General features: G+C 43.2%; 17 protein-coding genes. 10 read left to right on the top strand and 7 right to left on the bottom strand.

What is annotated here, in order from left to right; genetic code table 11:
• Window positions 1-103: 103 nt before the first annotated feature.
• Together HWQ44_RS01750 and cobN are read right to left on the bottom strand one after the other, a co-directional pair.
• Entirely contained in the window at window positions 104-1,243 is a 1,140-nt protein-coding gene (locus tag HWQ44_RS01750) for a peptidoglycan-binding protein (RefSeq protein WP_292713960.1), read from the bottom strand.
• A gap of 9 nt (window positions 1,244-1,252) precedes the next feature.
• Window positions 1,253-5,350 carry a cobaltochelatase subunit CobN gene (gene cobN / locus HWQ44_RS01745; RefSeq protein WP_292713958.1) on the bottom strand — a complete coding sequence of 1,366 codons (4,098 nt, stop codon included), beginning with the start codon at window positions 5,348-5,350 and terminating at the stop codon, window positions 1,253-1,255.
• 94 nt (window positions 5,351-5,444) lie between these two features.
• Here cobN and HWQ44_RS01740 point away from each other — a divergent pair, with 94 nt between their 5' ends.
• Complete coding sequence (locus tag HWQ44_RS01740) at window positions 5,445-7,478, top strand: GAF domain-containing sensor histidine kinase (RefSeq protein WP_292713956.1); 2,034 nt, start codon at window positions 5,445-5,447, stop codon at window positions 7,476-7,478.
• 51 nt (window positions 7,479-7,529) lie between these two features.
• Here the strand turns inward: HWQ44_RS01740 and HWQ44_RS01735 are convergent, their stop codons facing one another.
• Window positions 7,530-8,360, bottom strand: a complete 831-nt coding sequence (locus HWQ44_RS01735) for a YheC/YheD family protein (RefSeq protein ID WP_292713954.1) — start codon at window positions 8,358-8,360, stop codon at window positions 7,530-7,532.
• Window positions 8,361-8,395: 35 nt separating this feature from the next.
• Complete coding sequence (locus HWQ44_RS01730) at window positions 8,396-9,283, bottom strand: hypothetical protein (protein ID WP_292713952.1); 888 nt, start codon at window positions 9,281-9,283, stop codon at window positions 8,396-8,398.
• A gap of 135 nt (window positions 9,284-9,418) precedes the next feature.
• Between HWQ44_RS01730 and HWQ44_RS01725 the strand changes: the two genes are divergently transcribed.
• The 3 genes from HWQ44_RS01725 (at window position 9,419) to HWQ44_RS01715 (ending at window position 12,325) form a co-directional block, all read left to right on the top strand.
• On the top strand, window positions 9,419-10,336 hold the full coding sequence (locus HWQ44_RS01725) for a metallophosphoesterase (RefSeq protein ID WP_292713950.1): 918 nt from the start codon (window positions 9,419-9,421) through the stop codon (window positions 10,334-10,336).
• A 260-nt stretch (window positions 10,337-10,596) separates the two neighbouring features.
• Window positions 10,597-11,949 (top strand): MATE family efflux transporter, encoded by a 1,353-nt coding sequence (locus tag HWQ44_RS01720; protein WP_292713948.1) that lies wholly within the window; start codon window positions 10,597-10,599, stop codon window positions 11,947-11,949.
• An 82-nt stretch (window positions 11,950-12,031) separates the two neighbouring features.
• Entirely contained in the window at window positions 12,032-12,325 is a 294-nt protein-coding gene (locus HWQ44_RS01715; RefSeq protein ID WP_292713945.1) for an antibiotic biosynthesis monooxygenase, read from the top strand.
• Between the two features lie 48 nt (window positions 12,326-12,373).
• Here the strand turns inward: HWQ44_RS01715 and pcrA are convergent, their stop codons facing one another.
• Window positions 12,374-14,698, bottom strand: a complete 2,325-nt coding sequence (pcrA, locus tag HWQ44_RS01710) for a DNA helicase PcrA (protein WP_292713943.1) — start codon at window positions 14,696-14,698, stop codon at window positions 12,374-12,376.
• A gap of 512 nt (window positions 14,699-15,210) precedes the next feature.
• On the opposite strand from pcrA, the gene HWQ44_RS01705 reads away from it, so the two are divergent.
• From HWQ44_RS01705 to HWQ44_RS01695, 3 genes are read left to right on the top strand one after another with little or no spacing between them, the layout of a single operon-like run.
• Window positions 15,211-16,179: a sodium-dependent bicarbonate transport family permease gene (locus HWQ44_RS01705; protein ID WP_094349023.1), complete on the top strand. Its 969-nt coding sequence runs from the start codon at window positions 15,211-15,213 to the stop codon at window positions 16,177-16,179.
• Window positions 16,180-16,183: 4 nt separating this feature from the next.
• Window positions 16,184-16,495 (top strand): P-II family nitrogen regulator, encoded by a 312-nt coding sequence (locus tag HWQ44_RS01700; RefSeq protein ID WP_292713941.1) that lies wholly within the window; start codon window positions 16,184-16,186, stop codon window positions 16,493-16,495.
• Between the two features lie 28 nt (window positions 16,496-16,523).
• On the top strand, window positions 16,524-17,225 hold the full coding sequence (locus HWQ44_RS01695) for a carbonic anhydrase (protein ID WP_292713987.1): 702 nt from the start codon (window positions 16,524-16,526) through the stop codon (window positions 17,223-17,225).
• A gap of 224 nt (window positions 17,226-17,449) precedes the next feature.
• Here the strand turns inward: HWQ44_RS01695 and HWQ44_RS01690 are convergent, their stop codons facing one another.
• Window positions 17,450-20,791 carry an efflux RND transporter permease subunit gene (locus tag HWQ44_RS01690; protein WP_292713940.1) on the bottom strand — a complete coding sequence of 1,114 codons (3,342 nt, stop codon included), beginning with the start codon at window positions 20,789-20,791 and terminating at the stop codon, window positions 17,450-17,452.
• Window positions 20,792-21,119: 328 nt separating this feature from the next.
• Entirely contained in the window at window positions 21,120-22,772 is a 1,653-nt protein-coding gene (locus HWQ44_RS01685) for a mechanosensitive ion channel family protein (RefSeq protein WP_292713939.1), read from the bottom strand.
• 392 nt (window positions 22,773-23,164) lie between these two features.
• On the opposite strand from HWQ44_RS01685, the gene ahcY reads away from it, so the two are divergent.
• The 3 genes from ahcY to HWQ44_RS01670 all read left to right on the top strand — a co-directional run bounded on the left by ahcY (window position 23,165) and on the right by HWQ44_RS01670 (window position 25,267).
• Window positions 23,165-24,442, top strand: coding sequence for an adenosylhomocysteinase (gene ahcY, locus HWQ44_RS01680; RefSeq protein WP_292713938.1), 1,278 nt, complete (start codon window positions 23,165-23,167; stop codon window positions 24,440-24,442).
• Window positions 24,443-24,849: 407 nt separating this feature from the next.
• Complete coding sequence (locus HWQ44_RS01675) at window positions 24,850-25,029, top strand: XapX domain protein (protein ID WP_292713937.1); 180 nt, start codon at window positions 24,850-24,852, stop codon at window positions 25,027-25,029.
• Window positions 25,030-25,144: 115 nt separating this feature from the next.
• Window positions 25,145-25,267: a hypothetical protein gene (locus HWQ44_RS01670; RefSeq protein ID WP_292713936.1), complete on the top strand. Its 123-nt coding sequence runs from the start codon at window positions 25,145-25,147 to the stop codon at window positions 25,265-25,267.
• Window positions 25,268-25,270: the final 3 nt, after the last annotated feature.

Genomic DNA, 25,270 nt, shown 5'->3' with positions numbered 1-25,270 from the left:
ACTCAAATTTACCAAATAAATGGAATCTGAGCAGTTCGTAATTTGCTGTTACTGGAGGCAAGCAACCAGTTGGGAAGTGATACTAAAAACACCAAAGCGGATGTTAAAAGCGTCCGCTCTTAAGATCCTTGAGACTGATGCCGTAGAATTCCTGGGCTTGTTTAATCGCTTTTTTGGTGTCATCTGCCATCACACCATTCAGCTTGCCTTTATAAAAACCCCGCTCCCGTAGTCGGGTTTGAATTTCTAAGGTATTAAATTCGCTTTTGCTAGCAGTATTAACTGAGCTATATAACTTAGCTCGTGTAGTTGGGCCAGCAACACCACTTGCACTCAAGAAGTTAGCTGCCTGAAATCGGCGTACAGCATCGGCAGTATAGGGGCCATAGTAGCCATTTGGCTCTCCCTCTAAATATCCTGCCTGGATCAATTGTTCTTGAACAATTCTAACTGGCTCACCGCGATCGCCTACACGAAGTTTGTCTCGATTGACTACCTTTTTGGGAGCCTCTTCTCCATCACCGATGCCAACTCCCGGCAATTTACCCAATGTTGCTGGGCCTGCAATTCCATCAACGCTTAATTTGTAAGAATCTTGGAACCGCTTGACAGATTCTTCAGTAATTGGGCCAAATATTCCTGTGGCGTTTCCGTAATAAAAGCCTGCGACTCTTAACCGTTCTTGCAAAGCTCTGACATCTTCACCTTCATCCCCCTTAGCGAGGTAGTTGGGACTGCGGCGCTTGCTGGTGGCTGAACTAGCTGAACTAGTAGTGCTGGGCTTTTTGGCTTGTGCACTTACAGCAGTGGTTTTTTTAGCTTGTGTAGCCACAGTTGTGGACTTTTTGGCTTGCCAACTTTCTAATTTTTGCAGGGTGCTTGCTCCAACAATGCCGTCCACTGGTAAACCAGCAGACTTTTGGAAGCGCCGCACAGCTTCTTGTGTGGATACGTCATATACTTGGGTAACAGAAGCTTGGTAAAAACCTGCTGTTTTCAACTTTTGTTGTAGATTTCTGACAGAAGGGCCTTGATCGCCTTTTTCTAGTGCCATGACGCTGCTGACAGCGCCAAGAATAGATAAAGACAGAGCAAGGGGCAACATATACTTCCAAGCCCTACCTGAAAGCCTTTTCCAGTCTGGTGCAGCTGCGTCCTTAAACAAAGAACTGAGGGAGACCAATTCACTGGGTGTGCTGTCTTCGTAGGCGAAAGCTAGGTGCAAATACGCAAGATTTTCCATATTTGTTTCCTACACCATTGATTTTTCTTCGATAACTGCTTCAGCTTGATGTACTAGGTTCCTCAAAGCTTCTAATGTTCCTATGTTTACATCCTCCCATAAATTGCGCTTGTGTGCTTCTAATAATTTTTCAGCAATATCACGCAGTGCGTAAGGGTTCTTTTGCTGAATAAATTCTACAACAACTGGATCGAGTAAATAAGCATCTACTATGCCTTGATACATGTAATCTTCGACACATTTTGCGGTTGCATCGTAGGCGAATAGATAATCTACCGTCGCTGCCATTTCAAATGCTCCCTTGTATCCGTGGCGCATTACTCCTGCAATCCATTTGGGATTAACTACGCGAGAACGATACACTCGGGCAATTTCTGCTTTCAGTTGACGAACGCGTGGTTGGGCGGGTATAGAATTATCTCCAAAATAGGTTTGGGGATTTTTTCCCTGTAGAGAACGCACCGCTGCTGTTAAGCCACCCTGAAATTGGTAATAATCATCAGAATCGAGTAGGTCGTGTTCGCGGTTATCTTGATTGTGCAGGACAACTTGCATTTGGGACAAGCGTTGCTTGAAGGCTTCGTTATTGGGCACTGGTGACTGGGGACTGGGGATTGGGGATTGGGGATTGGAAATTTTATCCTCCCCTGCTCCCCCTGCTTCCCCTGCTCCCCCCGCTCCCCCTGCTCCTGCTCCCGAAGAATAGGCGTAAGAACTCCAGTTAATGTAGGCGCGGGCTAAATCTTCGTCATCTGTCCAGTTTTGCGATTCGATTAAACCTTGGAGTCCGGTGCCGTAAGCACCTGGACGAGAACCAAAGATGCGATAACGCGATCGCACCACGGCTTCTTCTAAAGTTAATCCTTGGCTTGTCCACAATTCAGTCTCTTGACGAACCGCATCGGCTAGAGGATTTTGTTCTGGCGGTTCATCCAAGTCTGCTACTGCTGATACTGCTTGATCGAATAAGTCAATTAAGTTGGGAAAAGCATCGCGGAAGAATCCCGAAATTCGCAAGGTGACATCTACACGGGGACGCCCCAAAATCGCTAGGGGCAAAATTTCAAAATCTACTACTCGCCGTGCTGCACCATCCCATACAGGCTGGACTCCGAGTAAAGCTAAGGCTTCGGCAATGTCATCACCGCCTGTTCTCATGGTGGCTGTTCCCCACAATGATAAGCCTAGTGTTTTGGGATACTCACCATGTTCTTGAGTGTAATATTCAACGAGTGTTTCGGCGGCTTTTCTGCCAATATCCCAAGCTGTTTCGGTGGGAATGGCACGAATATCGACAGAATAAAAGTTTCTCCCTGTTGGTAGAACTTCCGGGCGGCCGCGTGTGGGTGCGCCAGATGGAGCGCTGGGGACATATCCGCCATCTAGTCCATGTAATAAGTGGGTGATTTCTTGATCGGTTTTTTGTAAGGCTGGGAGGAGGCGATCGCGTATCCAGGTAGAAACGCGATTCATCGCGTCTCCCCCCCCAGCAAAGACGCGATGAATCGCGTCTCTACAAGAGTTTTGATTTATTAGTTGTTCTACTAAGAGGGCGGCGTGTTCTTCTAGGACTTCGACAATATCACCGAGGGTACGGCATTCTGTGCCATTGACTATTGAGTATTCACCACTAGTCATTGACAAATCGGCTGTGAGGGGGTCGAAGTCTAGCCCCCAATCTTGAGCGATCGCACGGGTAATACCTGGAGAATGGCGATTGGGGATACGAGCGATCGCTACTATTAAATCTCGCAGTTGCCTTCCTTGGGGACATTGCCCAAAAATGTGCAAGCCATCGCGGATTTGGGCTTCTTTCAATTCACAAAGATAGCCACCGATGGAATTTAAAACCAGAGATTCAGAATTAAAAATTTCTGTTTCATTTTGGATTCCTAAATCTAGATGGAGATTTTCTTTGATCACCAATTCGTGGATGCGATCGCGAATCACTGGCAAACGCGAAGGATCTAAACTGTCAGCTTCATAATACTCATCAATTAAATTTTCTAACTGTTGTAAAGAACCGTAGAGTTCCGCGCGAGTCATCGGTGGCGTGAGGTGATCTATAATCACCGCTTGAGCGCGACGTTTGGCTTGGGAACCTTCACCAGGATCGTTGACAATAAACGGGTACAGGTGGGGAAGTGCGCCGAAAGCTACTTCTGGATAACAATTACTCGATAAAGCCACACTTTTACCCGGTAGCCATTCTAGATTTCCGTGTTTCCCTACATGAACTACAGCATCAGCACCAAAAGTTTCTCTAACCCAATAGTAGAAAGCTAAATAAGCATGAGTTGGTTCTAAATCCGGCGCATGATAATTCAAACTGGGGTCATTATCATAACCCCTTGCTGGCTGAATTCCCACGAAGATGTTGCCGAGTTGGATTCCGGGAACGGGGATGGAGGCAGAGGGGTAGGGGGGCAGAGGGGCAGAGGGGAATAATTGTTGATTGCTTCCTTGTTCTAAGTTTCCCCACCGTTCACTAATACCTTGCTGAACTGCTGGCGGTAATGAAGCGAAATATTCTTGGTATTCTTCCCAAGAAACACTTTGGTGTACCGGAAGCGATTCTCTACCTTCCGGATCGTTGGTTACGCCATCTGTCAGCCGTTGAATCAACTCGTCTCCTTGAGCAGGTGGATTTTCTACTTCATAACCAGCCTGATGTAAAGCTTGCAGGATTTCTACACAACTAGCTGGGGTGTCGAGTCCCACACCATTGGCGAGGCGGCCATTGCGGTTGGGGTAGTTTGCCAGAATTAAGGCAATTCGACGTTCTTGGGGTGGTTTGGAACGTAGACGCGCCCAATTTGCTGCTAGTTTAGCAACGAACTCAATGCGATCGCTCACTGGTTCATAAATTACCACATCTGTTTCTAAATGGGGATTACGAGTTTGCAATGCTTTAAAAGACACAGCACGAGTAATAATCCGCCCATCTACTTCTGGTAGCGCCACATTCATCCCAATATCACGGGGAGAAAGCCCTTGAAACTGTGACTCCCACTGCTCAATCGATCCGCCACTGAGGATTACCTGCAACACAGGCACATCTAATTTTTGCCAAAGTTCGGTTTGGGGTGTTTCGCTTTCCAAGCGTGCTAGAGAAAAACTGGTGGTATTTAGCAGTACAGCAATTGATTCAGCTTCTTTGGGTTGAAAAAATTCACTCAACTCAACTTGAACATCTGGTTCACGCAATGAAGAAACAAATACTGGCACTGGTTGTAAATTTTTCTGTACCAAAGCTTCGCATAAAGCATCAATTACTTTGGTATTCCCCGCTAAATAATGAGCGCGGTAGAAAAGGATGCCAATTTTGGGGATTGGGGATTGGGGATTGGGGACTGGGGACTGGGGATTGGGGACTGGGGATTGAGAGATTTGAGATTCTGAGGTGGATGAATCCAGTTCCGAGGTGGATGAACGGAGTTCTGAGGTGGATGAATCCAGTTCTGAGGTGGATGAACGGAGTTCTGAGGTGGATGAATCCAGTTCTGAGGTGGATGAATATATTTGTAACTCTCCCCTTCCCCAGTCCCCAGTCCCCAATCCCCACTCATACAATCCCACACGCGGAATCGGCTGAGGTGGCGGGGGATTATATGCAGTTAATAAGCAACTATCGGAGATAAATTGCAGAGCATTAACGAAATTTTCCACGCCGCCTTCGCTAAAATACTGCCATACCTGGTTAACAACACCCAAGGGCAGGGTAGACTGGGAAATTAAATCGGGATCAAAAGCGTCATCCCCTGGCATTACAATGAGGGTTCTACCATTTCGTTGCACAATTTCTTGCACTACTTCTAATCCATAACCCCAGTAAGAACGTCCTCCTAATAGGCGCAAAATAATTACTTGGGCAAGTTCCAAAACTTGCTCACCGTAAGTATCTATACTTAATTGTTGCTGCAACTGCAATAGGTTGGCGACTCTTAATGCAGGAAAACTTACAGGTAATTTTGTCACCGCAACTGCCAAGGTTTGAATGTCGGTATCAGCAGCCGTAATCAACACGAAAGGCGCGGGAGTTTGTTCTAAAAAAATTAACCCCTCTGACTGATTCCATCCACCCGATGTGCTACTTATACGATGCATAATCCTGTGTTACCGTTTTAAACTGTTGGTTAGTACATAATCAAAACAAACTTTTTTCCCTGCATTCAGCCCTCTCTTACCAAAATGATTGAAAATGCTTAGTTCTCCTGATTTGAGCTTTTCTCGAACCTTGCCTATTGTTGTATTTAATCAGCTTGGGGAGTTGTTAGAACAGATGGCTCAAACGGTGGGAAGTGCCGCTCTAGTACTGACAGAAGCTATGTTGGTGCGGATTTATATACCTGTGGAGTGGCAAAGGCAAAAGTTTACATTAGTGCTTTCTGAGCAATTTAGCGTCCTTTTGGTAGGAACCTTTGAGCAAGGAAGCAGGGAAACAGAGGGGCAAGGAATTTACTCAGAAATCAATGCTCAGTTGACGTTTAATTTGGAGGCGATCGCTTCTTTTATCTACGAGTTGAGAGACTTGTTTGAGTGCGATTCTTATACTCACCAAAATCTCGAACGCTATCGGCAAATTATTAGACCTAATGATGCTACACTCCAAAGTCAATTCACGCTGTTGTTATTAGAATATCTCCTAACTCAGCCAAACCAAGAAATAATAGCACCTCCAAGCCCAATTGGGCCAGCAGTTTATATCTGTCAGCCAGTGGAAGATGCTTTAAAAAAACAGATTTCTCAAGAGCGGCTATTGAATCAGGTAACAACGCAGATCCGCAAAAGCCTGGATTTGCCTGTCATTATGGCGACGGCAATTACACAGGTGCGTGAGTTTTTGGAATTAGACAGATTAGTAATTTATAAATTTGCAGGTTCTCAAGTAAATACTCAACCATACCAGTCTGAGACTATTCCCTTCAATGAAACGGCACTGACAACAGGTATGGAACTATCAGTTAGGGAACCTGCCGAAATCTATTTTTATATACACGAAAACAACGATCGACACTCGCCTTTTATATCAACAAACAATCAATCTCTACTAGGAGACTGCCAAAAGTATGGAGGTTATATTGTCTATGAAGCTCGTGCTACAGATGCTATTACATCGGTGTTGAATTACACGGAGAAAAATTGCTTTATCCGAACCTCTCGGTGTTGGGAGAAGTATCAGCAAGGTTTTACCTTAGCTGTGGATGATGTCGAAAAAACTTATGCTCTGGAAGAGTGTTTGTTGAATTTTTTAAGGGAATGCCAAGTTAAGGCTAAGTTGGCTGCACCAATAATGTTTGAGGATAAACTGTGGGGATTGCTGATTGCTCATCAGTGCGATGAACCCCACCAGTGGAATGATAGCGAAAAAAACTTGCTGGTTGCGATCGCAGAACAATTAGCGATCGCTATTCACCAAGCTGAGTTAATGCAAACTCTCACCCAAGAAAAACAAAATCTCGAACAACGAGTTATTGAGCGCACAATGGCTCTGCGTGATGCTCTCCTCGCCGCCGAAGCTGCTAGCCGGATCAGAAGTGAGTTTCTCGCTACTATCAGTCATGAATTGCTCACGCCTTTAACTTATGTGATTGGAATGTCTTCGACGTTATTACGCTGGCCTTTGGGTGAATTGAGCCAACGACAACGGGGTTATCTGCAAACAATCCACGACAGTGGAGAACATTTATTAGGAATGATTAACGACATCCTCGATTTATCACAAATCGAGGCTGGTAAAACGGCTTTAAATATTTCGGAATTTTCTTTAGTGAATATTGCCGAAAACGCTGTGAAGTCGCTGCAAAAAAAAGCAACGAGCGAACAAATTAATCTCATACTTGATTTGCAAATCGATCCCAGGCGCGATCGCTTTATTGGTGATGCAAAACGAGTAGAACAAATCCTCTGGAATCTGTTAACTAATGCAATTAAATTTACTCCTGAAAGTGGCAGCGTTACCTTACGTCTTTGGGTGGAAGATAATACCGCTATTTTTCAAGTGGAAGATACCGGGATTGGCATTCCTGAAGAACAATTACCATTACTGTTTGAGAAATTTCAGCAACTCGATACACCCTATCGCCGCCGCTACGAAGGCACTGGGCTGGGATTGGCTTTAACTAAACAACTTGTAGAACTCCATCGAGGTCGAATTGAAGTAGAATCAACTGTAAGTATCGGCTCGATTTTTACTGTATGGATACCAACTCAGACAATGAGAGTGGTAAGTTAGGAGTTAAGCAAGAGACGCGATGAATCGCCGTATTTGTGATGATTTATTTCTTCAATTTGAGGCTAGGCTAATGAGCATTTTTTCAAAAATTTTCAATATTGGCTCCTCTCCATTGTCTCTAATAAAAATGCCAAAATTTGGATGAGAATTGATTTCAATTAACCAATATTGATTATCTCGATCTAATACAATATCAAAACCACCATAATCAAGGTCTAACTCTTCAAAAACTGGTTGAGCAAAATTAGCAATCGCTGACAGTATTTCTGGATCGTTAATATACTTGGCTTTTGCACCATCCCAGTGTAGAGGACTGAGATTACCGACAAATTTCGCATCAGTTATATCTTTTTCATAGAGCAAAACTAACTCTTTTTTTAAGAAAACCGCTCTATACTCAGATTTGATGTGAATAAATTCTTGAGCAAGAGCGACGTAATCATACTTATTATTGATATTAAAAATTTCTTTTAAAGCAGTTTCAATTTCATCTAGATTCTTACACAAAAAGACATTATGTCCGCTAGCACCGGAGTTTCTTTTAATAATTACTGGTGTTTGAAAATTTTCTTTTATTTCCAATATGATATCTTGAATAGTTGGAAATTTTAAGTAAATTTTATATCGGGTATCACAAAAAGGAGAAAGAAAACCTACTGTCCGAGGAAGTTTAACTTTTTTATTTAAAACATGATAAGTGTATTCTTTATCTTTGATAAGGTGTGCTACTGCTTGATTAAGTAACGGAGTGCTATAGTTACAAAAATAATGCTGTTTATTATTCAATTTTATTTTGACTAAGTTTTCCGAAGGATGAAGAATTTCATAACTGATGTTTAAGTTATCACAAGCTTTGAGCAATAGCAAAACGTTGTCTAACATAAATACTTAAGTTAAACTCCAAATTACGAATTATTTTAACTTGCTGTTTGCCGTTTAAAAATTACTATCTCAGTCCCAACAACTGGGTTACGAGCTATGAGTGTATTTTGGGAATCAATAATTTCTAAATGAGTAAAATCAAGTTCTTGAGAGCGTTGTAATATCTCCGCAGCTAGTTTGTCTTGCTGAGATTCATTGAGAGTGTACCAATCATTAGTAATTTTGACAGTCAAGTTACTTGTACGGAAGTTGGCTTGAATTGACTTTATCAGACCAGAGGCAATGCGATCGCTAATTTCGGCTACTTGATTTTCAATAGCCGCAATCAAGGCTTGTTCAGGTGTCAATTCTATGATGGGTGTCGGCGTTAGTGTTGGTGTTGGCGTTGGCGTAGGAATTGGTTCTGGTTCCGGTTCCGGTGTTGGTGGCGTAATTTGTACTTCTGGCGGCGGCGTAATTTTCTCTGGCGGCTGTGGTTCTGGTGCGACTGACTCCGGTGGAGTAGTTATCGTTGGTGTTGGTATCGGAACCTCTTCAACCGGGGGAACAGTTGCTATTTCCGTAGGTTTACCAGTAAATACAGTTGTAGTCGCCCAAACGAGAATTACAGCAATTCCAGTCACAATTCCCGTCAAAGCTGTATCTGATAACTTTGTTGACAAATTTGATGGTAAAAACAAGCGGATTGTCCTTAAAAGTCCACCCCACTTCAACAGAAGCTGCTGAAAAAAACCAGGTTTTTCCTCAGAACCAGGTGGGGGTGCTGTCTCCAGTTTCTCCACAGTTACTTCTAAAACCCCAATCGTCCCTTGGAGAAGTTGGATAATTTTAGCCTTCCAAAAAGGCTGAACTCTCTGGTAAGGTTTTTGGGGAGGTTGAGTTATCTGCTCATCCGTCGGTTTTGACTGATTGTCTTGTGACATGGAACTTTCACCAAAAGCAGCGAATCAAAGACAAACAACGTACATTATTACTGGTGCTGCCTTCTTTTGCCTTAATGTATCACTTCATTGCTCATTGTTTCCGCTAAACTGAGTATTTATTAAATTTGGTGACTTATGAAACTGAAACGCCGTCAATTTTTATTTTTAAGTAGTGTTAGCGCCATTAGTACAGGATTTTTAAGCTGGATGTTTGCTCATCAAAATCATCAAAGTGCTGATATTAGCGATTCAACAACAGCTATAGCCGCCAACCCAGCCAAAAAAGACTTGTTATTACGTTTTGTGTCTGTAGCAGATACGGGAACTGGGGCTAAAGGACAGTATGCTGTGGCTAGAGCGATGAATGCGTATCATCAGAAAAATCCTTATGATTTAGTCGTTTTAGCTGGGGACAACATTTACAATAACGGCGAAATTGAAAAAATTAATGCAGTTTTTGAGCGTCCTTACCAGAGTTTACTGAAGCAAGGTGTGAAATTTCAGGCTTGTTTAGGTAATCACGATATTCGTACCGCTAATGGTGATCCACAAGTCAAGTATGCTGGCTTTAATATGAAGGGACGTTACTATACATTTCGCCGGGAAACTGTACAATTTTTTGCTTTAGATACTAACGTAAATGCTGATTGGAAAAACCAGCTACCTTGGTTAGAAAAAGAATTAAGTCTTAGTAATGCTCCTTGGAAAGTAGTGTTTGGTCATCATCCGATTTATTCATCAGGTCAATATGGGAATAATCCAGATTTTATTAAAACTTTTACTCCTCTATTTAAAAAATATGGCGTTCAACTTTACATCAATGGCCACGAACATAATTATGAACGCACTCGTTCTATTGATGGTACAACTTACTTAATTTGTGGCGCAGGTGCTGGTAATCGTCCTGTAGGGCGTTCTGAGTGGACAGGGTATTCTACCAGTGACTTAAGTTTTGCCTCTTATGAAGTGTATAAAGATAGAATAGAAATAAGTGCGATCGCTACTGATAATCGCGTTCTTGATAAAGGCATTATTCAATTAAAATCAGCTTAGTTAGATAACTACAGTTGAGCAACTCAAACATTACGTTGAAAACCAAAATCAACCAAATATTTGATAGTTGTCGCCTTAGTTGTTACCTGGTTGTAATTCATCTCACGTTAAGTCTTTCCTGCGGAATGCTGCGCAAACGACTGTAACGGGAGTCCTCTTACTCCATTAAGATAGATTCAAGTTCCCAGGAGCAACATCTCCTGAACATGGGTTTAGATTTTGGAAAAACCCTTTGTTCTTCACATCGGGTTATAAGCATTATGTTTTCTGAAGTTAAAAAATGCCTCGTGTTAGCCGTACCTTTAGCAGCAGCACAACTGGCTCAATCTGCAACTGGTTTTGTGGATACGGTAATGATGGGCTGGTTGGGGAGTCAGACTATTGCATCTGGAGGTTTGGGAGCTATTATCTTTAGTTTTTGTCTGTTGATCGTTACTGGTATCGTTTCTGCTGTTAGTCCCTTAGCTGCCCAAGCATACGGGGCGGGAAATAGAGAAAAAGTTGGCACAATTGTCCGCCTGGGACTAGGGATATCTCTGGTACTAGGAATACCAATTACATTGCTGCTTTACAATGGAAGTGCTTTACTACTTCTACTAGGGCAAGATGCTAACACAGTAGCACTAACAGATATTTTTTTAAGGGCGATCGCACTGGGTTTTATTCCTGCTTTAGGCTTTGCAGTACTTAAAAGCTTTCTTTCTGCTCTGTTGCAACCGCAATTAGTGATTGTGACTGTGGTTTTGGGTACTCTGTTCAACATCACAGCTAACTATGTGCTGATGTTTGGCAAACTGGGATTTCCGGCGCTGGGTTTAGCTGGTATCGGTTGGGCAAGCACACTCTCACTTTGGAGTATGTTTGTTGCTTTGACAGTTTATATATGTAATCAGCCTCGCTTTGCAGTTTACAGTATTTTTCGATCTTCATCTAAAAAAGCTTTTCCCCTAGAGCATCGCCGGATTATTGGCGAGATTTTTCAGGTTGGATTGCCCATTGGGGGGCTGATTGCGGTCGAAGGGGGACTGTTCACCGTTGTTACTTTCATAATAGGACAATTAGGAACAAACGCTCTTGCTGCCCATCAAATTGCTTTACAAACAATTTCAATATCATTCCAGATTGCACTGGGCATTTCTCTAGCGACAACAGTACGTGTTGGGCAGTTAGTTGGACAGAATGATTTGCTTGCTACTCGTCTAGCTGGATATGTAGGCATTGCCATTGCAGCTCTATCTATGGGTGTAATAGGCATTACATTGTGGTTAGTGCCAAAGTCGATTATTTCTCTTTATATTGACATTAACGATCCAAACAATGCAGATGTGGTTGTCCTCGCAGTGAAATTGCTGGGAGTGGCAGCGATTTTTCAAATAGTTGACGGTGTGCAAGTTACTGCGGGGGCAGCATTACGCGGACTAAAAGACACTCGAATTCCTATGTTGATTGGTATTTTTGCTTATTGGTGTGTTGGTTTATTCGCTGGTTATACTTTCGGAATCTGGTCGGGGTATGGAGCGATTGGTCTTTGGTGGGGACTGGCTATTGGTTTAGCGATCGCTGCAATTATCATGACTTTGCGGTTTAGTAACAAAACAACTAACCACGGATAATGGATAGCCTAAAAGGAAAGAGGTCAAAATATTAAGTTGCACATCGCGTTAACATTGAGCTTAATTATCACCGCAAAACTTTATGATTCTTGAGGCAGTTATTCTTCATGTTAAACCTGGTCTAGAATCCGATTTTGAAGCTACTTTCAGAAAAGCTTCTAAAATTATTTCCTCAATGGACGGATATTTATCCCATAAATTGCATAAATGTATAGAAGTTAAAGGTAAATACTTATTACTTGTTAGATGGGAAACTTTAGAATCTCATACTGTTGGATTTAGAAATTCTGCTGAGTATCAAGAGTGGAAAAAACTTCTGCATCATTTTTATGAGCCATTTCCCACTGTTGAACACTTTGAAGAAATTGAAATATAAAAAACAAGAACCCCGCTTTATTTGAGAAGTCGGATTTTTGCGATTGTATCACTCTACTCGTTGTAACTGCGCTACTCTTGGGTCAACAATTTTTTGTCCTAAGCTAGCAAATTTAATTGCCACAGACATCTTACTACCTGTTCCGAAAACATGAGTAATTTCACCAAGTCCAAAAGTTTTATGTAATACTCGATCGCCTACTTGCCAATTCTGCGTTGTGTCTTGTTTTCCATTCGGAGTAGAGGCACTTTTGGTATAACTTTGACGACTCGCGCGTTTTGTAGATATTAATTCTTCTGGTAATTCGTCGAGAAATTGCGATCGCATCGCAGGTTCACGAGAACCATACAAACGACGTTCCCGCGCGTGTGATAAAAATAACCTCTCTTGGGCGCGAGTAATGCCCACATAACACAAGCGGCGTTCTTCTTCCAAAGATGCAGGATCGCTTAGGGAACGGTAGCCGGGAAATAGCCCTTGTTCTAATCCCACCAAAAACACTACGGGAAATTCCAAACCTTTGGATGCGTGCAAAGTCATCAAAGAAACGGCTGTCTGTCCTTCTTTTAAGTTATCCAAATCGGAACTGAGGGCGGCGCTACTTAGAAAATCTCTTAGGGAAACCTCTTCGTTTTCTTCTTGAAATTGCAATGCGGCGTTATAAAGTTCCTGAACGTTTTGTACCCGATCTGTGGCTTCATCTGTGCCTTGATTCATCAAGTCTTGAACGTAACCAGAGTCTTCTAATATTCCTTGCAAAACCTCTGTCACCGGAAGCGTGGCGACTTGTGCTTGCCAACGGCTGATCGTTGCGGCAAAGTTATTTACAGCTTTTGTAGCCCGTCCAGCTAATGTATTAACTGATGTTTCATCGCTGAGAATTTCCCACAAAGTTGTCCCTAATTGCTGAGATGCGTTCATCAAAGCGTCAATAGTGGTTTTGCCAATTCCCCGCCGGGGAGTATTAATAACTCGTAATAAACTGACTGTATCAGCTGGGTTATTTATCGCTCTTAAATAAGCAACGACATCTTTAATTTCTTTGCGATCGTAAAATCTCATTCCCCCCACAACTGTGTAAGGAATTTGATATTTCACCAACAATTCTTCAAAGGGACGAGATTGGGCATTCGTCCGATAAAGTATGGCAAAACTACCCCAGTTTAACTCTGGATTTTGCTGTTCTAAAGTGCTAATTTGATTAATTACAAATGCCGCTTCTGCAAGTTCTTCATCAGCTTTGTGACAAGTAATCTGTTCACCAGACCCCCGCGTCGCTTTCAGGACTTTATCAATCCGTTGGGTGTTATTTTCAATCAGTTCATTAGCCGCTTGCAAAATATTTTCACAAGAACGATAGTTTTCTTCTAGCTTAACCATCGTTCGGGTGTCATCATCTACCAAACCATCGCCAAAGTCTTCCTGAAATCCTAGCAAGATGGTAAAATCTGCCATCCGAAAGCTGTAAATTGATTGGTCTGCATCACCAACAACAAAAACTGAGCGATTTTCCCATTGCCATTCGCTCTTTTTGGTTTCGCCATTAGTAACTAATAAATTAATAAGTTGATACTGAGTGCGGTTAGTATCTTGATATTCATCTACGAGAATATGGCGAAACTTGCGATGCCAGTAACCTAATACCTGCTCATTTTGTTGAAATAATCTAGTTGGCACAAGAATTAGATCGTCAAAATCGAGAGCGTTATTTTGTGCTAACTTATCTTGATATAAATTGTAAACTTGGGCAATTATCCGTCCGCGATAATTTGGTTGTTCTTGCTCAAATTCTTGGGGTGATAAACCTTGGTTTTTAGCATTACTAATAGCGTAGCGAACAGACCGAGCATCAAACTTCTTATCGTCTAAATTTAGCTCTTTATTAACGATTTCTTTGATCAGACTGATAACATCTGATTCATCAAAGATAGAGAAATTGCGATTCCACTTGCGTCCTTTTTCGTCTACGTATTTTTCAATATCAAAACGGAGAATGCGAGAAAAGAGACTATGGAAAGTGCCACACCATAAGTCTTTGATCGTATTTTTGTAAACCTGCGATCGCAGTAGCGTTTGTTGGTATTCTGTCAACAAATCCAACCGCTGACCGTGTTGCTTCATCGCCAGTTGTTCTGCAAACAGCCTTTGAATCCGTTCTTTCATCTCCCGCGCGGCTTTATTGGTAAAAGTAACCGCCAGGATATTTTCTGGATCTACACGGTGTTTCAGAATCAGATTTGCAATGCGATAAGTCAGCGCTCGTGTTTTACCGGAACCTGCGCCAGCAACAACTAGTAACGGGCCGCAGTAATGTTCGACAGCTTGACGTTGGCTAGGGTTAAGGTGACTGAGAAAGTCAAGGGTTGTTGTCATAGATGTGAAAAAGCGAACGCCTGGCGTCACATCATCAGACACCAATGTGTGTGAAGTTTACCACAAATATTGTACCAGAAAAAACATATAATTTCTGTCGGGGCAATTCATGAATTGTCCCGACAATACGTTAACTTTTCTACGTAGAAAAGTTAGCTATGAGTTATTCCGGCGCGTTGTGTCGTAAAATCAGCCACGGGGAATCAAACATCAAAACATGATGAGCAAGCTCTAACTTGTTCTGTTGTCAACACTAGGGGCAATTAAATTAATAAATTGCCCCAATACGTTTTCATGGGGACATGAGAATGTTCCCTAGCCCGTGGTTTATTTGCTTGCAAAACGCTGTACATACCTAACTGAGAGTATAGTCACCAATCGGACTATTCACTCCTTGAGTACCCAATTGACATTAGGTAACAATACACGATACATCATCATTGAACCGTTAAATTTTTAAAGATGAAAAATTTCTTTAATTGCAGGTTTTACCAGTATAAAGAGGGGTGGATATGGATTTTAGCTTAATTGTATCCAACATTTTGAATCCGCCAATCTTGTTTTTCTTTTTAGGCATGACTGCTGTTTTTGTCAAGTCTGATTTGGAAATTCCCCCACCAGTACCCAAACTCCTTTCGTTGTATTTGCTGTTTGCTATTGGTTTTAAAGGAGGGGTAGAACTAATTAAAAGCGGACTGAATCAGGAAGTAATTTTAACACTCCTGGCAGCAATGTTGATGGCTTGTTTTGTTCCAATTTACACCTTTTTTATCTTAAAGTGGAAACTGGATACTTACGATGCTGCGGCGATCGCAGCAACCTACGGTTCTATCAGTGCCGTCACTTTCATCACTGCCGGCGCTTTTTTAACTGAGCTTGGTATTCAGTATGATGGTTACATGGTAGCAGCTCTTGCCCTGATGGAATCTCCGGCGATCATTGTTGGTCTGATTTTGGTGAGTATATTCACCGCCGATGAAAAGCGAGAGTTTGCTTGGTCGGAAGTTTTGCAAGAAGCATTTCTTAATAGTTCAGTTTTTTTACTAGTTGGTAGCCTCTTAATCGGTGTCTTGACAGGAGAACGTGGTTGGCACGTATTAGAACCCTTTGCTCAAGGGTTGTTTTATGGCATTCTCACCTTCTTTTTATTGGATATGGGACTGGTGGCTGCCAGAAGAATTAAAGACTTGCAAAAAACCGGAGTTTTCCTGATTTTATTTGCCATACTAATTCCAATACTCAATGCAGGCATTGGGTTAGCGATCGCCAAATTCATCGGTATGCCTCAGGGAAATTCGCTGTTATTCGCTGTATTGTGTGCCAGCGCTTCTTACATTGCTGTGCCAGCAGCGATGCGGATGACTGTTCCCGAAGCAAATCCCAGCCTATATGTTTCTACCGCTCTAGCAGTCACATTTCCGTTCAATATTATTGTGGGAATTCCGCTATATCTCTACGGAATTAACCTATTCTGGAGGTAATAATATGCACGTAGTTAAAAAGATAGAAATTATCGCCAACTCCTTTGAGCTTGCCAAAATTTTAGAGAGTTTAGACAAGTCGGGTGTACATAGCCATGCCGTAATCCGCAATGTGGTTGGTAAAGGATTACGAGGAACGACAGAAGATTTAGACATGACCATGCTTGATAATGTTTACATCCTCGCATTTTGTATGCCAGAAGAACTCAAGCGTGTTGTCGAAAATATCAGACCACTCCTGAATAAATTCGGAGGTACTTGTTACGTTTCCGATGTGATGGAAATTCGCTCTGTCAGATGTATCGCGTCGATTTAAGAGAGTTATAAATTCAATGAAGCATTTCATGGAACGTCGTGACTTTTTGAAGTTGGGAATGACCGGAGCGTTTGGGATGATGCTATCTGCCAGCGATTTACTCTGGCGGGTAGAACAGGCTAAAGCTGCCGAAATTCCCTCAACTTCTGCTGAATCCCTCAATCCCGATGCCGCCTTACAAAAGCTGATCGAGGGAAATCAGCGGTTTGTCGATCATCATCCCCAATACCCCGATCAATCTGAGCTGCGGCTGCACGAAGTTGCTCAAGCTCAACATCCATTTGCAACTATTCTTAGTTGTGCGGATTCACGAGTCCCGGCAGAAATTGTTTTCGATCAAGGCATTGGGGACATTTTTGATGTGCGGATTGCCGGAAATATTGCTACACGTGAAGCGATCGGCAGTATTGAATATGCGGTTGTCTTGTTAGGTTCTCCACTGCTGATGGTGATGGGTCATGAGCGTTGTGGGGCTGTAACCGCCGCTGTACAGAACGAATCGTTACTTGGTGATATTGGTACTTTTGTGAAGGCAATTAAACCAGCCGTAAAAAAGGTCAAGGGTCAGCCGGGTGATGCAGTTGAAAACGCCGTGGTGGCAAATGTGCAATATCAAATTGAACGATTGAAGCGATCGCAGCTTTTAACTGAACAGGTGCGAGCGGGCAAATTGAAAATTGTCGGCGGTCGTTACGATTTAGATACAGGTAGGGTGACTATTATTACTTAATTCGGCAGAGGATTGCCAACACTTCAAAATTCTGAGTGCCTGTATCCGGCGCTCAGAATTATTTCTTTGCCGGACTAAGAAAAAATTGAGGGTTTGAAACCCACCTCCGTGCATAAAGCCTCGTGTAGACGAGCCAGTACTGTGTAGGAGTCCCAAAGAGAGGCGCCAGCGCCAAGAGAGAGGCGACTGGCGTGTAGTTTTTAACCGCCGATTAAGGGCAAAAGTTAAGTTATCCCATCCTGCTGAGACCTGAGTTGTGTCTCTGGCTGACTTGAGCCAGCAGGAAGAACTTCATGTCTAGATCCCGAAGCTCCATTTGGAGAATCAGGAGGTTTTGAACCTCCCGATCGCTTCCGAGAAAATATAGCCTGAGCCAGGGTCTTGACTAAAATGTAAAGAATTGGCACTAAGAACAAACTCAAGAATGTTGCCAGCATCAGCCCCCCAAAGAGCGCTGTTCCTAAAGACCAACGGCTACTGGCTCCAGCCCCTTGAGAGATTACCAAGGGCAAAAATCCTAACAGCGCTGCAAAGGAAGTCATTAAGATCGGTCGCAGACGTTCTTCCCCTGCTTTCACCGCCGCCCGTGTGTAGCTCATGCCCTGCTCATGCAACTGATTGGCAAATTCCACGACTAAAATCGCGTTTTTGGCGGCTAGACCAATCAAAGTCACCAAACCTACCTGGCAATAGATATCATCCACCACTTTGGGGAAAAGGCTACCTGTCATGAAAATATTGGAACGTAGCCAAATCGCCGTCATCGCTCCCAAGACTGCTAGGGGAACCGTCAGCAAAATAATGATCGGGTCAACGTAGCTTTCATACTGAGCTGATAGCACCAGAAAGACAATCACGATCGCTAAGGCAAAAATCAAGCCCGTAGATCCCCCAGATGTCTTTTCCTGGAGATAAGTCCCTGTCCACTCGTAACCAAATCCTTGAGGTAAGGTCTCTGCTGCAACTTCCTCCATCGCTTTAATTGCCTCTCCAGAACTAGAACCGGGAGCAGGAGCGCCTTGTACTTTGATTGACCTGTACAAGTTATAATGCGAGATGGTTTTTGGCCCCACAAAGGGAGTAACTTTCACCAGACTGCTCAACGGGATCATCGTCCCACTGGCAGAGCGAACATACAGCTTGCCAATATCATCTGGATTAGAGCGGAAAACCCCATCTGCTTGGACATATACTCGATACTGTCGCTGTCCCTGCACAAAGTCATTCACATATTGCGACCCCAAGTAACTTTGCAAAGTCCCAAAGATGTCGTTGAGTTCGACGTTGAGAGCTTTAGCTTGGTTGCGGTTTACCTGAATGTCAAATTGGGGAGTGTCTGCGGTGAATTGAGTGAAGACTCGTTGGAGAACAGGCTTTTTATTTGCCGCCGCAATGAATTTGTTAGCAGTATCAACCAGGGTTTGAATTGGCGCACTTCCGGTTTTGTCTTGAATAATAAACTCAAAACCACCCGTAGTACTTAACCCTCTAACTGGAGGAGCATTTACCGCGATCGCTCTGGCATCTGTAATTGCAGAGAGCTTTTTGTTCATCCTCTGAAGTATGCCATAGACAGACTCAGATTCTTTAACTCTCTCTTTCCAGGGTTTGAGGTTAGCAAAGGCAATGCCTAAATTAGAAGCATTGCCATCGAAACCAAAGCCACTGATCATAAAACTAGCTCTAACTTCAGGAAGCGATGTTACTTCTTTGGCAACCCGCTCCATAACAGATTCGGTGTATTTTAAAGAAACCCCATCAGGCCCCTGGACAATGACAAAGAAGTAACCCTGATCTTCCTCTGGAATAAATCCAGTAGGCACTGCTCTGTACATCAAAACCGTTGCTACTAAACCAGTGATGAAAACCCCAATTACAATCGGCTTGACATGGGTAAGGTAGCTAACAAACCCGACATATCGGCGTGTGAACCAGGAAAATCCTCGATTAAACTGCGTAAAGAACCAGCCTAAAGGGCCCCGTGGAGTCTGAGCCGGGCGCATGAGGATGGCTGCCATACTCGGAGAGAAGGTTAAGGCATTGAAGGTCGAGATGGCAATGGAGCAAGCGACGGTTAACGCAAATTGTTTGTAGACAATCCCAGTAGTGCCGGGAATGAATGCAACTGGAATAAATACCGCCATGAGTACAAGTGAAGTGGCAATGATTGCCCCAGTCAACTCTTTCATTGCTTCGACAGCGGCGTCAAAGGGCCTCATGCCCTGCTCGAGTTTAACTGCAACTGCCTCCACCACAATAATGGCATCATCGACGACGATCCCGATCGCCAGAACGAAACCAAATAAGGTCAGTGTATTAATCTGAAATCCTAAAACCAACAGAGCCGCACATGTCCCAATTAAGGAAACGGGGATCGCCACAGTGGGAATGATCGTGGTTCGCCAGTCTTGCAAAAAGACAAAAATTACCAAGACTACTAGGACAATCGCCTCAACCAAAGTGTGCAGAACTTCTTCTAAAGAAATTTCTACAAATGGAGTGGTATCAAATGCCAACTGTGCTTTTAGTCCAGGTGGAAAATTCTTCTCTAATATTTTGATCTGGTTTTCAACAGCATGAGCAACGTTTAGGGCATTACTACCCGGAAGTTGATATATACCCAGACCCACAGCTGCCTTGGGAGCATTTCCGGGGATGGTGAATTTAGCATCAGCGAGATAGCTCTCTGCTCCTAGTTCAACTCGACCGATGTCTCTGACCTTAACTAGGGTGCTATTAGTGGCGCTATTACTGATGCTATTAGTGGCGCTATTAGTAGTGCTATTAGTGCCACCTCGACTCACCTTCAGCACCATATCTTCAAATTCAGCCGCATCTTTAAATCGACTGGTTGCCCGTAAAGCAAATTCAAAGCTTTGATTATCTGGTGCTGGTTCCTTACCAATCGCCCCTGCACCCACTTGAATATTTTGTTCTTGCAGGGCGGCTGTAACATCTTGAGGAGTTAGTTGATGTTGGGCAAGCTTGTTGGGATCAAGCCAGAGACGCATGGCATATTTGCGCTCCCCAAAAACCCTCGCACTTCCGACACCAGGAAGCCGTTTGATCTGATCGAAAATATACAGGTCAACATAGTTACTGATAAAAATGTTGTCATACTCATTATTTTCTGAGTAAAACCCATAGACCAGAAGCAGACTGCTTGATGCCGTTTCAACAGTGACACCTGTTCGTTGAACTGTATCTGGCAGTTGCGGATCGGCAAGTGCTTGTTTATTTTGAACGTTTACTTGAGCAATATCGCTATTGACATTGGTTGGGAAGGAAACAGTTATATTGCTAGAACCATCATTACCCGTATTAGAAGATATATAAGATACATCTTTAACACCATTAATTTGTCGCTCAATAATGTTGGTGACAGTGCTTTCTGTTGTTTGAGCATCCGCACCAATATTGTTGGAGCTAACGGTGATTTGCACCGGAGCCAGGTCTGGTAGCTGAGAAATCGGCAAGATCGGAATACAGATGCTTCCCAGCAGCAAAATAATGAACGTACAGACCGTCGTCAGGACTGGACGTTTGATGAAGGTATTGACAAACATAAATCAGTGAAAAGTTCAAGACTCGTTAGTAAGGTAGTAGCTTTTTATTAATATAAGAATTTATTAAGGTTTAGTGTTGGCGAACGCGCAAAATTGGGTCAGGTGCGGCCCCCTCTGGGGATTGAGGATTTTTCTTGGAAGTTGATACCAATGCACAGATATGCATTCATCCCGTGTGTTGTATTCTCTCGTTCCTATGCAGAGCATAAGAACGAGGAAAGCCTGATCAAGCTAGGTTTTTAGGACTTGTGTGTACACCGGAGCTTGAGAAAAGAGAGGTCAGGGTTTGGTTTAATAAAATGAAAAATGCGGTCATGAATGCAAATTCCTAATTAGCTTTACCATTCCCCTGAAAATTTAATAACTGCTCGTCATTGACCCAAATTGCTTGTTGAGGCACAGAAATGGAAATTCCAACTTCGTCTAGAGCAACTTTCAGACGGCGGCGAAACTCCCGGGCTACATCCCATTGCTTGAGGGGCTGTGTTTTAATCCAGACGCGAATAATCAAACCGCGATCGCCAAATTGATCTATTCCCAAAACTTGCGGTGTTTCCAGAATTTGACGCTGCCATTGCGGATCTTTATCCATCTCAAAGCCAATACTTTCAATCAACTTCAAAGTCTTTTCAATATCAGCTTGGTAGGCAATGGGGATTGTTAAATCTGCTCGTGACCAACGACTAGAAAGATTGGCAACAACTTTAATTTCACCATTGGGAATCGTGATCAAGCGCCCTTCGGAATCCCGCAGTTGGGTCATCCGCAGATTCAGATTTTCTACTAAGCCTCCTACATCTCCCACATTAATCACATCGCCTAAAGCGTACTGATCTTCTAGAATGATCAGGAAACCGTTAATCGCATCTTTAATTAAGTTTTGCGAAGCTAGAGACACTGCAACACCAACTAAACTGGCACCCGCTAGCAAAGGAACAATATCTATCCCCAATGATACCAGCGCTAGCAAGAAGCCTATTCCCACCCAGATACCAGTAGCAATACTTTTAGTCACACCAGAAAATGTGGAAACTCGCAGTTGTAGCCGTTCAGAACTTTCTGGAGTCAATAAAGCACCACTGCTGATCAGAGTGGTGGTGAAGCGGTCAATTAGGGCGTAGGTCAAACGGATTGCTACATAGGTTCCTAATAACACGATACCTAATCGCAAAGGAAATTGGGCAGCGGTGAGAATTCCTAGCTGAACCCCTCGTGTATAGGGAAATAGACCCAAAATAAAGAAGCTTCCACCTCCCCAAATTCCGGCTTGAGTTAGCTGAAACAATCGTCTTTTGACTTCTTGGAGATGCAGCTTTTGTTGTTGATTCAGTTGTGTAGTAATTGGTTGAGCAGCTACTGGTGAAATTGGGGAGTTTAGCGGCCCTCTGGGGGGTTGGGAGGCGATAGGATTTACTAAATCCTTTTTGGAACGTCTTTGCCAGCTATATACCCCCCAACTCATCACAATCATTGCCAGTCCTGTACCGGCAGCAATTTTACCTTGGTCGATTAAAAATTGAGTTTGCCTTTCTTGCTTTGCTTGTTGCAAGTCTTCTTGTAACGATTCCGCTACTTGATTTGCCGATGTTGATATATCTACTTGTCGCAGTCCAGCATCCTCAGAAGTGATGGTCATCAGATATTGACCGTTGACATAAATTACTGGTAATTCGTTTACTTTCCGAACTTCTACCTTGACTACTGTATTTGCTGGTGATTTAAAGTAATTTTGACTAATTTTCTCCAACTTCTTTTGGATGTCTTCTGAACGCTCAGGAAAGTTGGTTTTTGATGCCGCTATCTGAAATAACCGGCGACCATCTAAATAAATCCAGCCCGAAACAACTCGATCATTTGAATCATTACTCACACTGCTAGGAGCTTGCAGTTGCGGGAAAAAAGGAATCTGGGCTGTGGCTTTTGGCACAGATACAACGCCTATGGCCATTGAACTGGCGATCGCCAAAAATTGAAAGCGCACTCAAACACCTCCTTGAGTAAAATTTACTAGTGACTACTTCTATAACCATCCTCCGCAATTAATTTGGGTAAATGTACCTATCTAAAGTTAAGGTTTTCCCTTTAGACGATGAAATTTTGATGTTTTTTTGGTTGTTATCTATCTTTAGACAGATGACATTGTACTCACAATCAGCGATTAAGACTGAGAAGAGTCTTACTCTTACCAAAGATAAAACAAAAAAGAAGAACTTGGGGATGAAGTTGACATTACGCTGATCAAACGTCAAGCTAGTTTTGAAGACTATTGACTAGTAGTTTGCTTTCTTTCAAGCAAAAATCGCCAGTCGTAGAATAATCTAGTAGAGTGCGTAAAATTTACGTAACTTTTTTAATTTTTTGAGGTAACTTTTGATGACCGCAACTTCTCCCCGATTAAAGCACGAGGTTAAAGACCTCGGCCTAGCTGCCTTGGGAAGACAGCGCATTGAATGGGCTGGACGCGAAATGCCAGTTTTGCGGCAAATTCGCGATCGCTTTGCTATCGAAAAGCCCTTCGCTGGTTTACGCCTTGTAGCTTGTGCCCACATTACAACAGAAACAGCACATTTGGCGATCGCTCTGAAAGCCGGTGGTGCAGATGCGCTTTTAATTGCTAGTAACCCCTTATCAACGCAAGATGACGTAGCCGCTAGCCTCGTCCTCGATCATGAAATTCCCGTCTTTGCTCAAAAAGGTGAAGATAACGAAACTTATAACCGCCACGTCCAAATAGCTTTAGATCATCGCCCCAACATTATTGTTGATGACGGTAGCGATGTGGTTGCAACTCTGGTACAACAACGCCAACACCAAATTGCTGATTTAATTGGTAGCACCGAAGAAACCACCACTGGTATTGTGCGGTTACGCGCCATGTTTAGAGAAGGCGTTCTTACCTTCCCCGCAGTCAACGTTAACGACGCCGACACCAAGCACTTCTTTGATAATCGCTATGGTACTGGGCAATCAACCCTAGATGGCATTATCCGCGCCACAAATATTTTGTTGGCTGGTAAAAACATTGTTGTCGTCGGTTATGGCTGGTGTGGTAAAGGTACAGCCCTCCGCGCCCGTGGGATGGGTGCTAACGTCATCGTCACCGAAATCGACCCTATCAAGGCAATTGAAGCCGTGATGGATGGCTTCCGCGTCCTACCAATGGCTGAAGCTGCACCCCAAGGTGATATTTTTATTACTGTGACTGGTAACAAGCACGTCGTTCGCGGTGAACACTTCGATGTGATGAAAGACGGTGCGATCGTTTGTAACTCTGGTCACTTTGACTTGGAACTTGATTTGAAATACTTGGCTGCACAAGCTAGGGAAATCAAGGAAGTTCGTCCTTTCACTGAAGAGTATAAATTGAAAAATGGTAAATCAGTTGTCGTTCTTGGGCAAGGACGCTTGATTAACCTAGCTGCGGCTGAAGGACACCCCAGCGCGGTAATGGATATGAGTTTTGCCAACCAAGCTTTGGCCTGTGAATACCTGGTGAAGAATAAGGGTAAGTTGGAACCTGGTTTGCACTCAATTCCTCTTGAAGTTGATCAAGAAATTGCTCGTTTGAAGTTGGAAGCTATTGGTATTAAGATTGATAGCCTAACTGCCGATCAAATTGAGTATATCAATTCTTGGACAAGTGGAACTTGATACATTGATTAGTTGATTTTTTGAGGGATAGGCTTTTGGGCTTATCCCTTTTTTTGTGTTTCGCGCCGCGGACACTGCAAGCAGAACCCGCAGGTTAGATGCCAAGAGGGCAAAGTGCAATAGCTTATATCGTGTCCGGTTCAAGACTTATCATTAAGACGGCAGGGGAGCAGGGGGCAGGGGGAAAGAGGGTTTCCTGGTTTTTGCACAGATGCGGGAATTATAACTAATTAGGCGGACATGATATTACTTAAAAAATTAGGTAAGAAGCTATAAATAAACCCCTGACAATGACACAAATAAGCTCCTGTCAGCAATCTGCAAATTTCATTTTGCAACACCTTCTTTTTCAAAAAAACCAGAGGTCATAGCTGTACGATTGTCGGTGTCACTAAGAGGTAATTGTTATGGAGTTCCTCAAACAGGCAGGCATGGCGCTACTAGGGGGTTGGATTATCGGCATTGCATTTGCTGGGATAAAGCTTCCGGCTCCAGTTCCTCCACTTTTAGGGTTAATTGGAGCAGGGGGTGTGTTATTCGGCGGCTATTGTTATGAGTTCATCGTCAGACTGCTTTTTCGACAATGAACTCGATCTGCTGACGATAGGCAAAGCGATTGATGCGTGGCTCAGTTGGCGAGGCGGGCGGTACTATCAGCACAGAGAACATTAGATAGCCTAAGAAAGATATAGACCATTAACAATGACTAACGATGAAGCGATCGCTCTGGCACAATTAGGAGGCATTCGTGGTGGACTTTCAGTAGACCGAAAAGTTTTGTGTAGGCGTAGCCCGCCGCAGGCATTGCAATGGTGGACGAAATAACAA

The organism is Nostoc sp. JL34, assembly GCF_017114945.1.
Taxonomy (GTDB): Bacteria; Cyanobacteriota; Cyanobacteriia; order Cyanobacteriales; family Nostocaceae; genus Nostoc.
Note: the sequence above shows the minus strand (reverse complement) of the source record. Positions and strands in the feature narration are given on the sequence as shown.

What these genes read in the sequence shown, in the direction of transcription:
- HWQ44_RS01750 (WP_292713960.1), bottom strand. Translation starts at nt 1,243, where the DNA reads ATGGAAAATCTTGCGTATTTGCACCTAGCTTTCGCCTACGAAGACAGC.
- cobN (WP_292713958.1), bottom strand. Translation starts at nt 5,350, where the DNA reads ATGCATCGTATAAGTAGCACATCGGGTGGATGGAATCAGTCAGAGGGG.
- HWQ44_RS01740 (WP_292713956.1), top strand. Translation starts at nt 5,445, where the DNA reads ATGCTTAGTTCTCCTGATTTGAGCTTTTCTCGAACCTTGCCTATTGTT.
- HWQ44_RS01735 (WP_292713954.1), bottom strand. Translation starts at nt 8,360, where the DNA reads ATGTTAGACAACGTTTTGCTATTGCTCAAAGCTTGTGATAACTTAAAC.
- HWQ44_RS01730 (WP_292713952.1), bottom strand. Translation starts at nt 9,283, where the DNA reads ATGTCACAAGACAATCAGTCAAAACCGACGGATGAGCAGATAACTCAA.
- HWQ44_RS01725 (WP_292713950.1), top strand. Translation starts at nt 9,419, where the DNA reads ATGAAACTGAAACGCCGTCAATTTTTATTTTTAAGTAGTGTTAGCGCC.
- HWQ44_RS01720 (WP_292713948.1), top strand. Translation starts at nt 10,597, where the DNA reads ATGTTTTCTGAAGTTAAAAAATGCCTCGTGTTAGCCGTACCTTTAGCA.
- HWQ44_RS01715 (WP_292713945.1), top strand. Translation starts at nt 12,032, where the DNA reads ATGATTCTTGAGGCAGTTATTCTTCATGTTAAACCTGGTCTAGAATCC.
- pcrA (WP_292713943.1), bottom strand. Translation starts at nt 14,698, where the DNA reads ATGACAACAACCCTTGACTTTCTCAGTCACCTTAACCCTAGCCAACGT.
- HWQ44_RS01705 (WP_094349023.1), top strand. Translation starts at nt 15,211, where the DNA reads ATGGATTTTAGCTTAATTGTATCCAACATTTTGAATCCGCCAATCTTG.
- HWQ44_RS01700 (WP_292713941.1), top strand. Translation starts at nt 16,184, where the DNA reads ATGCACGTAGTTAAAAAGATAGAAATTATCGCCAACTCCTTTGAGCTT.
- HWQ44_RS01695 (WP_292713987.1), top strand. Translation starts at nt 16,524, where the DNA reads ATGGAACGTCGTGACTTTTTGAAGTTGGGAATGACCGGAGCGTTTGGG.
- HWQ44_RS01690 (WP_292713940.1), bottom strand. Translation starts at nt 20,791, where the DNA reads ATGTTTGTCAATACCTTCATCAAACGTCCAGTCCTGACGACGGTCTGT.
- ahcY (WP_292713938.1), top strand. Translation starts at nt 23,165, where the DNA reads ATGACCGCAACTTCTCCCCGATTAAAGCACGAGGTTAAAGACCTCGGC.
- HWQ44_RS01675 (WP_292713937.1), top strand. Translation starts at nt 24,850, where the DNA reads ATGGAGTTCCTCAAACAGGCAGGCATGGCGCTACTAGGGGGTTGGATT.
- HWQ44_RS01670 (WP_292713936.1), top strand. Translation starts at nt 25,145, where the DNA reads ATGACTAACGATGAAGCGATCGCTCTGGCACAATTAGGAGGCATTCGT.